Below are 9,190 nucleotides of genomic sequence, written 5' to 3' on the forward strand. Positions count from 1 at the left end.
CGGCGCGTCGTCCGAACGGCCAGAACAAGAAGGACGCCGCATGGACGAAGTGAGCGCGCTGCTGTCCCAGAAGATTCCGCTCGGGCTGTGGATCAAGCACCTGACGGACTTCCTGACTGACAATTTCGCCAGCGTCTTCGACGCCATCTCGATCGGGCTCGGCACCGCGATCGAATGGCTGATCGACGTCTTCCTGTGGCCGCCGCCGCTGGTCTTCATCGCCATCATCGCCGTGCTGGCCTATGTGCTGCACCGGCGCTGGCAGCTGGTCGTGCTGGTGCTGGTCGGCCTGCTGCTGATCTACAATCTCGGCTACTGGACCGAGACGATGCAGACCCTGGCGCTGGTGATCAGCGCGACGATCCTGTCGCTGGCGATCGGCATCCCGATCGGCATCCTCTGCGCCCACCGGCCGCTGGTCTATGCCGTGATCCGGCCGATCCTCGACCTGATGCAGACCCTGCCGACCTTCGTCTACCTGATCCCGACCCTGATCCTGTTCGGCCTCGGCGTGGCGCCGGGCCTGATCTCGACCGTGGTCTTCGCCGTGGCCGCGCCGATCCGGCTGACCTATCTCGGCATCCACGGCGTGCCCAGCCCGCTGCTCGAGGCGGGCGAGGCATTCGGCGCCACCAAGCGGCAGCTGCTGTTCAAGGTCGAGCTGCCGCACGCCCTGCCGACGATCATGGCCGGGCTGACCCAATGCATCATGCTGTCGCTGTCGATGGTCGTGATCGCTGCGCTGGTCGGGGCCGATGGCCTGGGCAAGCCGGTGGTGCGCGCCCTCAACTCGGTGAACGTCCCCATGGGCTTCGAGGCCGGCCTCTGCATCGTCATCCTGGCCGTGATCCTCGACCGCCTGGTGAAAAGCGAACGGCCCGTCGGAGGGGCGCATTGATGTCCGACATGCTTCCCGCCGTCCATTTCAACGCCGTCGATGTGATTTTCGGGCCGACGCCGAAGCGGGCGCTGGGCCTGCTGGACCAGGGCCGGACCCGGGCCGAGATCCTGGCCGAGACCGGCGACACCCTGGCGGTGGCGGGCGCCGAGCTGTCGGTCCCGCATGGCGAGCTGTGCGTGCTGATGGGCCTGTCCGGCTCCGGCAAGTCGTCGCTGCTGCGCTGCGTCAACGGCCTCAACAAGGTCACCCGCGGCCGCATGCTGGTGCGCTGCGACGGGCAGGAGGTCGACGTCGCCAGCTGCGACGAGGCCACGCTGCGGAAGCTGCGGGCCGACTGGGTGTCGATGGTGTTCCAGCAATTCGCGCTGATGCCCTGGCGCACCATCCGCGAGAATGTCGGCCTGGGGCTCGAGCTGCGCGGCGTGCCGAAGGCTGAGCGCGACCGGGTGGTGGACGAGAAGCTGGCGCTGGTCCATCTCGACAGATGGGCAGGAAAGTATCCGCGCGAGCTGTCGGGCGGCATGCAGCAGCGCGTCGGCCTGGCCCGCGCCTTCGCCACCGACGCCGACATCCTGCTGATGGACGAGCCGTTCTCGGCCCTGGACCCGCTGATCCGCACCCATCTGCAGGATGAGCTGCTGGAGCTGCAGCGCCGTCTGAAGAAGACCATCATCTTCGTCAGCCACGACCTGGACGAGGCGCTGAAGATCGGCAACCGCATCGTGATCATGGAGTCCGGCCGCATCGTCCAGGTCGGCACGCCGGAGGAGATCGTCACAAAGCCAGCCGACGACTATGTCGCCAACTTCGTCGCCCATGTGAACCCGCTCAACGTGCTGCGGGCCGAGGCGCTGATGACGCCGCTGGACCTGCTGCCGCGGGAGGGCGATTCGATCCTGGTCGACAAGGCCCGCACCTGCCGCTGCCGGGTCGACGGTCTCGGCCGACCAGTCGCGGTGACGCAGGAAGACCGGCCGCTGGAGATCGCCGACGGCATCATCAACGGCGTGGTGCCCGGGCAGATCGCGACCATGCCGGTGCATGCCTCGATGCGCCGGTTCATCGCCGCGCATGAGGCGACGCGCCAGCCGATCCTGGTGCTCGACGATGACGGCCGGCTGGTGGGCAAGGTGGGGGAAAGCGAGCTCGTTGCCCGCCTGCTTCGCGGGAAAGAGGCGTAGAAACAGGAAGTTATATGACGTAGCTCACTTATCGATTTAGACTCTTGGTCTCCGGCATTGATCTGGGCGCCCTCGGGGCAGCAACAGACAGCAACAAATGGATTGTTTCCCGAAGCGGCTTCCGATATACATGGAAAGCACATTCAGTGGTCACTAGACCACGCTAAAAATTGCCACTTTCAGGCAACAGTAATGTGCCAGTACCCTAGCGATTAGGGGGCGGGGAGTCAGACAAAATTCGGTTCTGGAGTGTTCTGCTGGTTGCGGCGGCGGGACAGTCTTGCTCCTTTGTTTCAGTTTCTGGGGGTATCGGAATATGCAGTCCGACGGCTTTGTCGATGCTGCCGCTGTCGACATTTCCGCAGAGGTGCCGATCCGCAAGGCTCGGCTGGGCCTTGCGGCGAAGCGGTTGATGGATATCGCCTTGTCGATCGTGTTCCTGATCCTGTTCTCGCCGCTGTTCCTGGTATGCGCGGCGATGATCCGGCGTTCGGGGCGGGAGATCTTCTACAGCGATCGGCGCGTCGGGCGTGACGGCAGGATCTTCTACTGCCACAAGTTCCGGACCATGGTTCCCAATGCAAACAAGCTGTTGGCGGATCTTCTTCAGAAGAACCCTGAGATGCGGCGCGAATGGGAATCCGGCTTCAAGCTGAAGAAGGACCCGCGCGTCACCGCGATCGGCCGGTTCCTGCGCAAGACCAGCCTGGACGAGCTGCCGCAGCTGTTCAACGTGCTGAAGGGCGAGATGAGCCTGGTCGGCCCGCGGCCGATGTATGAGGAGGAGCAGGAGCGCTGGGGGGCGGCGATCCGCTACTATCACAGCACCCGGCCCGGCATGACCGGGATCTGGCAGATCTCCGGCCGCAACGACACCAGCTACGAGACCAAGATCCGGCTGAATGTCGACTATGTGCGGAACTGGACCTTCTGGCGGGATGTCGTGATCCTGTTCAAGACCCCGAAGGTGTTCCTGCCCGGCGGCGGCGCCTACTAGCCGATCCAGGCCCGGCGGCGCCCGGCCGTCCACAGAACCACCAACATGGCCCCCGCTCGCGGGGCCATGTTCGTTTCCGGCATCCGCCGCTTCCGACTCACTCCGCCCGGGGCTATAGGAGGGCGCGACGCGATGCGGAGGATGCCGGCCCGTGCCCCTGACCAGATTGTTCCGCCTGTTCCTGCTGCTGGTCCTGGCGGCCGCCCTGCCGGCCCAGGCGGCCCTGGCCCAGGCCGGCGCTGCGGCGACCCGCACCGGCCTGCCGGCCGGGGACGTCGCCTATATCGTGTTCGACGCGCAGAGCGGCCAGCTGATTGACAGCGCCCAGGCGGCACGGCCGATGATCCCGGCCTCGACCATGAAGGTCGCCAGCATGCTGGCGTCGATCGAGATCCTGGGCGTCGACCATCGCTTCACCACCTTCGTCACCGCCAGCGGCTCCATTGCCGGCGGCGTGCTGAACGGCGATCTGGCGCTGATCGGCGGCGGCGACCCCACCCTCGACATCAATGACCTGGCGGATCTGGTCGGCCAAGTTCGCCAAGCCGGCATCACGCGGGTGACCGGCCGCTTCATCGTCGACGACACGGTGCTGCAGGCCCTGCCGTTCCTCGACCGGCTGCAGCCCCTGGCGGCCTCGTACAATCCGGGCCTCACCGGCCTGGCGGTCAATTTCAACGCGCTGCGGGTGAGCTGGCAGACCCGGCAGGGGCAACTCCAGGCCCGGGCCGACGCCGTCGCGGACGGGCGCAACGTCACTCTGCCCTGGGTCGACATCAGCGAGGGCGCGGCCACGCCCTATCGCCCGGTCGACGGGCGTGAAGGCTGGGTCCTGTCGTCGCGCCTGCCGGACAAAGGCTCCGACCTGCTGCCGATCCGCTATCCGTCGGCGACCGCGGCCGAGATCTTCCGGTCCTTCGCGCGCGACGCCGGCATCGCGCTGCCGGCGCCGTCGATCGGGCCGCGCACGACGGAGGGAACGATCATCGCGCGGCACGACAGCGAACCGCTGCCGGCGATCGTCACCCGGGTGCTGAAATACAGCAACAACCTGTCGGCCGAGATGATCGGCATGATGGCGGCGCGCCAGCTGCTGGGCCGCGCCAGCATCACCCAGGGCGAGGCCGGCCGCGCGCTGGCCGCCTGGTGGGCGCAGAAGCTGCCGCAGATCGACTGGAGCGGACTGTCGATCCCAGGGGCTTCGGGCCTCAGCACCAATGCCCGGATCTCGCCGGTGCAGATGGCCGCGGTGCTGATCGAGGGCAACCGGATCGGGCTCCCGGCGCTGATGCCGGAGCGGCCGGATGGCGGGGGCGAGGCCGACGCCGGCGATCCGCCGCCGCTGCCGCCCGGCCGGCTGCGCGCCAAGACCGGCACCATGGGCTATGTCTGCGGCTTGGCCGGATATCTCACGGCCAACAGCGGCCGGCAGCTCGGCTTCGCCATCTTCGTCGTCGACGAGCTGCAGCGCGCCGCGGCCGATGCGGCGACCGACCCCTATGTCCTGACCGTGTCGCAGCCGGCCCGGCGCTGGATCGGCCGGGCCCGGGCGGCGGAGCGAGAGCTACTGCGGCAGTGGGCCGCCGCTTATTAGCAGCTCCTAGACCAGATCGCGCAGCCGGTACCAGGCCATCGCCAGCACCAGGGCCGGCATGCGCAGCAGCCTTCCGCCCGGGAAGGGCTGGTGCGGGATCCGGGCGAACACGTCGAAGCGGTCGGCCTGGCCGCGGATCGCCTCGGCCATCACCCGCCCGGCCATGCCGGTCAGCAGCACGCCATGGCCGGAGAAGCCCTGGGCGAAGAAGATGTGCGGCGCCACCCGGCCGAAATGCGGCGTGCGGTTGATGGTGATGCCGACATGGCCGCCCCAGCAGAACTCGACCGTCTTGCCGGCCAGGCGGGGCAGGGTGCGCACCATCGTCCGCCGCATGGTCTCGGCCAGCCGCCGCGGCTCATAGCCTGAATAGCTGACGCCGCCGCCGAACAACATCCGGCCGTCATGGCTCAGCCGGTAGTAGTTCAGCACGAAGTTGATGTCGGCCGCGGCAAAGCCGGACGGGACGGTCTGCTGCGCCAGTTCCTCGCCCAGCGGCTCGGTGGCGATGATGTAGGTGCCCACCGGCATGACCCGCGAGCGGATGGTACGGTCGACCTCGGCCGACAGCGCCGGCAGGTAGGCGTTGCCGCACAGCGCAACGAAATCGGCGGTGATGCGCCCCTTCGGCGTCGTCGCCACCGCCGGCTTGGCCTGATCCAGCCGTGTGACCGGCGTGTCCTCGAAGATCCGAACGCCCAGCGCCCGCGCCGCATCGGCCAGGCCGAGCGCGTAGTTCAGCGGGTGCAACTGGCCGCTGCCGCTGTCGAGCAGGCCGCCGACATAGCTGGGGGCGTCGACCAGCGCCCGGATCTCGGCCCGCGACAGCATCCGGCCCTGGTGGTAGCCGAGCCCGTCCCATTCGGTGAGATGGGCCTCCAGCTCCTCCATATGCCGGCGCTTCAGCGCGCCCAGCACATAGCCCCAGCGCAGGTTGCAATCGATGCCGTACTGCTCGACGCGCTGGCGCAGCAGCGTCTTGGCCTCCTCCGACATGTCCCACAGCTTGCGGGCGTCGTCGCGGCCAACCCAGCCGGCGATGGTGCCGATGCCCTTGTTGAAGCCTGTCACCGCCTGGCCGCCGTTGCGGCCGGAAGCGCCCCAGCCGACCCGATGCGCCTCGACCAGCACGACGTCCAGGCCGCGCTCCCTCAGCTCGATCGCGGTCGAGAGGCCGGTATAGCCGCCGCCGACGACCAGCACGTCGCAGCGCAGATCCCCCTCCAGCGCGGAGAAGCGGAGATCGCGGTTGGCGGTGGCGGCGTACCAGGAGCGGACATGGCCGGCTGCTTGCATGACACGGTTGATCTGGCCTCGGATGGCGCCTTCAATAGCTTGGGCGGGGCCGGGCCGGCCAGCCGGGCGGACGCCCGGTCCGTCATGTCCTGCCCGCATGACGGACGCCGAAACCGAACGGATGGCTGTTTGCTTGTCCCGGCCGGGGTGACGGGCGAGAATAGGACCATATGCCGTGACCCCGGGGTGTGCACCTTTGCCGGAGCGCATGCAGATTCGCGACGCCGTGGAGGCGATGGTCCTGACCTTCGTGCTGGCGGTGCTCGGCATCGCCACGAAGGGGCTGGAGCCGCTTGCCCTGTTCTGGCCGGCGAACGGTGCCCTGATCGGCTGGTTCCTGCGTCGGCCGACTCGTCTCGACCCGATCTGCTGGGTCGGAGTCAGCATCGCCTTCATCGCCGCCGACCTGTCCTACGGGCGCAGTATCGAACTGGCGCTGGTTCTGCTGCTGTCCAACCTGGCCGAGATCGCGGCGGGGCTGGTCGTGCTGGCGCCGCTGGGGGTGGAAGGCCGGACGCTGGACCAGCCTGCCGCCGTGCTGCGCGTCGGCGTCGCCTGCATCCTGTCGGCCCTGGCCGGCGGCATCGTCTCGGCGCTCGGCTTCGCCCTGCTCGGCGACTCCTCGATCCTGCTGAACACCGCGACCTGGTGGATGTCGGAGATCGCCAGCCTGGCGGCGGTGCTTCCGGTGGCGCTGACTCTGCCGCAGCGTCCCTGGCCGGCGGGCTGGGTCTCGCGCCTGACCCGGCAGGAACTGCCGGAGCTGGCGGGGCCGGTGATGCTGCTGGTCCTGATGGCGGCGCTCGGGATCGCCACCGGCGGCATCGGCACCACGGGCTATCTGCTGCTGCCGCTGATCTGGTCGGCGATGCGGTCCGGCATCTTCGCCACCACCGTGATGGCGGCGCTGGTGGGGCTGTGGATCTTCGCGGCCCTCGGCCTCGGCCTCGACCGGCTGCCATCGCAGACCGTGGCCGAGGACCCGCTGCGGATTCTGCTGTCGACCCGGCTTTCGGTTGCGCTGATCTCCCTCGCCGCTGTTCTGGTCGCCAGCATCATGGCGACGCGCCGCCGGATCGAACGGCGCCTGGCAGAAAGCGAGAACCGGCTGGCCCTGGCCTTCGAAGGCACCAATGACGGCATCTGGGACCTGGAGGTACCGTCCCGCCGGCTCTCCGCCCTCGATGCCGGCTCGCTGGCCGCGCGGGCCGATGTGGCGCCGAGCCTGCCGTTCGACGATTGGCTGCGCAAGATCCACCCGGCGGACCGCGAGGCCGTCTCGACGGCGCTGGAGGACCATCTGGCCGGCCGCTCCGCGACCTGTGTCGCCGAATACCGCTGGCCCGCACCGGGGGGCGGCTGGCTCTGGCTGCTGGCGCGGGGCCGGGTGGTCGAGCATGACGCCGACGGAAAGCCGCTGCGCGTCGTCGGCTCGTTCATGGACGTTTCCGCCCGCAAGACGCTGGAGCAGAAGATCGAGTATATGGCCAATCACGACGCCCTGACCGGGCTGGCGAACCGGCATGCGCTCGACGCCGCACTACGCGACCGGATCGCCGCCTGGCGCCATCGGTCGGAAGGGGCGGTGCTGATGGTGGTCGATCTCGACGGCTTCAAGGCGGTCAATGACGGCCACGGTCATCTGGCCGGCGACACCGTGCTGCGCGCCCTGGCGCAGCGCTTGGCCGCGGCCCTGCCCGATGGGATGACGCCGGTGCGGACGGGCGGCGACGAGTTCGCCGTGATCGGCGATGAACTCGGCGCCGCCGAGATCGAAGCGCTGGCCGGCCGGATCGGGGCGGCGCTGGCCGCGCCCATTCCGGTCGGGGACGGGACGGTGTCGGTCGGCGCCAGCATCGGCTGGGCCTTCCTGCCCCGGGATGCGGAAGACGAGCACGGGCTGGCCGCGGTGGCCGACGCCCGGCTCTACGCCGCGAAGCAGCGGCTCCATGGGCGCAGCGCCGAGCCGGAGCCGCCGTCGCGCGCCTCGGCGTAGGAAAGCCCGGCTACGCAGCGCGGCGCCAGGCAGGGAAGGGGTCGGGCAAGTCGGCCCAGCGTGCCGGGTCGAAGCTGCCGCCGGCCTGCGGATCGAGCAGGCAGGCATCGAGGTCGCGCCGGATCTCCGCCTGGTCCATGCCGATGCCGATGAACACCAGCTCCTGCCGCCGGTCGCCGAACACCGGGTCCCAGCGGGCCTCGATCATGCCGCGCATCTCGATGTCCTTCGGCCAGCGGTCCCGCGGCACCGCCGCCCACCAGAAGCCGATCGCCTCGTGCCGCAGCATGGCGCCGGCCTGGCTCATCTCCCCGACCCAGCCGGGCCGGGTCGCCAGCCAGAAATGGCCCTTGGAGCGGATCACCCCGGGCCAGGGGCGCTGGAAGGCGGCGTGCAGCCGGGCGGGGTGGAAGGGGCGGCGGGCCCGATAGACGAAGCTCTCGACGCCGTATTCCAGCATCTCGGGCTTGTGCTCCGCGAACTGGTACAGTTCCTTGAACCAGAGCGGGTGTTCGCGGGCCCGGTCGAAGTCGAAACGGCCGGTGCCGAGAATCGAATCCAGGGCGACGGCACCGAAATTCGCCTCGACGATCGCGGCCTCCGGGTTCAGCCCGGCGATGACGCTGCGGACCATCCGCCGCTGTTCCGGCGTCGCCGCGTCGATCTTGTTGAGCACCACCACATCGGCGAACTCGATCTGGTCGACCAGCAGGTCGACTAGGGTGCGGCCGTCCTCGTCGCCGGCAGTCTCGCCGCGGTCACGCAGGAAGTCGGTCGAGCCGAAATCGGCCAGCAGGTTGGCGGCGTCGACCACCGTGACCATGGTATCGATGCGGGCGACGTCGCCGAGCGAGGCGCCGTCCTCGTCGCGAAAATCGAAGGTGGCGGCCACCGGCAGCGGCTCGGAGATGCCGGTCGATTCGATCACCAGGCAGTCGAACCGCCCCTGCTCGGCCAGGTGACGGACCTCGCGCAGCAGATCGTCGCGCAGGGTGCAGCAGATGCAGCCATTGGTCATTTCGACCAGGGTCTCGCTGGTGCGGCTGAGACCGGCGCTGCCGGCCCGGACCAGCTCGGCGTCGATGTTCACCTCGCTCATGTCGTTGACGATGACCGCGACCCGGCGGCCTTCCCGGTTGCGCAGGACGTGGTTCAGCAGCGTCGTCTTGCCGGCGCCGAGGAAGCCTGAGAGGACGGTGACGGGTAGGCGGGCGTCGGGCCGCAT

Annotated in this window: 7 protein-coding genes; 5 read left to right on the forward strand and 2 right to left on the reverse strand. The window is 69.0% G+C overall.

The window, feature by feature from the left end:
* The first annotated feature begins 40 nt into the window (after positions 1 to 40).
* The 4 genes from choW to dacB all read left to right on the forward strand — a co-directional run bounded on the left by choW (position 41) and on the right by dacB (position 4,673).
* A complete protein-coding gene (gene choW / locus ABDW35_RS06360; protein WP_343713009.1) occupies positions 41 to 898 on the forward strand; it encodes a choline ABC transporter permease subunit in 858 nt (285 codons plus the stop codon).
* Positions 898 to 2,082, forward strand: a complete 1,185-nt coding sequence (choV, locus tag ABDW35_RS06365) for a choline ABC transporter ATP-binding protein (protein WP_343713010.1) — start codon at positions 898 to 900, stop codon at positions 2,080 to 2,082. Before choW ends, choV begins: the two co-directional genes overlap by 1 nt.
* Before the next feature lie 412 nt (positions 2,083 to 2,494).
* On the forward strand, positions 2,495 to 3,079 hold the full coding sequence (locus ABDW35_RS06370) for a sugar transferase (protein WP_343713011.1): 585 nt from the start codon (positions 2,495 to 2,497) through the stop codon (positions 3,077 to 3,079).
* A 151-nt stretch (positions 3,080 to 3,230) separates the two neighbouring features.
* Positions 3,231 to 4,673 (forward strand): D-alanyl-D-alanine carboxypeptidase/D-alanyl-D-alanine-endopeptidase, encoded by a 1,443-nt coding sequence (gene dacB / locus ABDW35_RS06375; protein ID WP_343713012.1) that lies wholly within the window; start codon positions 3,231 to 3,233, stop codon positions 4,671 to 4,673.
* A gap of 6 nt (positions 4,674 to 4,679) precedes the next feature.
* Here dacB and ABDW35_RS06380 read toward each other — a convergent pair whose 3' ends face one another.
* Positions 4,680 to 5,969: an FAD-binding oxidoreductase gene (locus tag ABDW35_RS06380; RefSeq protein ID WP_343713013.1), complete on the reverse strand. Its 1,290-nt coding sequence runs from the start codon at positions 5,967 to 5,969 to the stop codon at positions 4,680 to 4,682.
* A gap of 208 nt (positions 5,970 to 6,177) precedes the next feature.
* Between ABDW35_RS06380 and ABDW35_RS06385 the strand changes: the two genes are divergently transcribed.
* Positions 6,178 to 7,965 (forward strand): diguanylate cyclase, encoded by a 1,788-nt coding sequence (locus ABDW35_RS06385; RefSeq protein ID WP_343713014.1) that lies wholly within the window; start codon positions 6,178 to 6,180, stop codon positions 7,963 to 7,965.
* Between the two features lie 10 nt (positions 7,966 to 7,975).
* On the opposite strand, the gene zigA is transcribed toward ABDW35_RS06385, so the two are convergent.
* Positions 7,976 to 9,190 (reverse strand): zinc metallochaperone GTPase ZigA, encoded by a 1,215-nt coding sequence (zigA, locus tag ABDW35_RS06390; RefSeq protein ID WP_343713015.1) that lies wholly within the window; start codon positions 9,188 to 9,190, stop codon positions 7,976 to 7,978.

The sequence above is a fragment of the Inquilinus sp. genome (genome assembly GCF_039594555.1).
GTDB lineage: Bacteria > Pseudomonadota > Alphaproteobacteria > DSM-16000 > Inquilinaceae > Inquilinus.

Coding starts and splice junctions, on each gene's coding strand:
- choW (WP_343713009.1), top strand. CDS start 41: ATGGACGAAGTGAGCGCGCTGCTGTCCCAGAAGATTCCGCTCGGGCTG.
- choV (WP_343713010.1), top strand. CDS start 898: ATGTCCGACATGCTTCCCGCCGTCCATTTCAACGCCGTCGATGTGATT.
- ABDW35_RS06370 (WP_343713011.1), top strand. CDS start 2,495: ATGGATATCGCCTTGTCGATCGTGTTCCTGATCCTGTTCTCGCCGCTG.
- ABDW35_RS06380 (WP_343713013.1), bottom strand. CDS start 5,969: ATGCAAGCAGCCGGCCATGTCCGCTCCTGGTACGCCGCCACCGCCAAC.
- ABDW35_RS06385 (WP_343713014.1), top strand. CDS start 6,178: ATGCAGATTCGCGACGCCGTGGAGGCGATGGTCCTGACCTTCGTGCTG.
- zigA (WP_343713015.1), bottom strand. CDS start 9,190: ATGCGGCCCGACGCCCGCCTACCCGTCACCGTCCTCTCAGGCTTCCTC.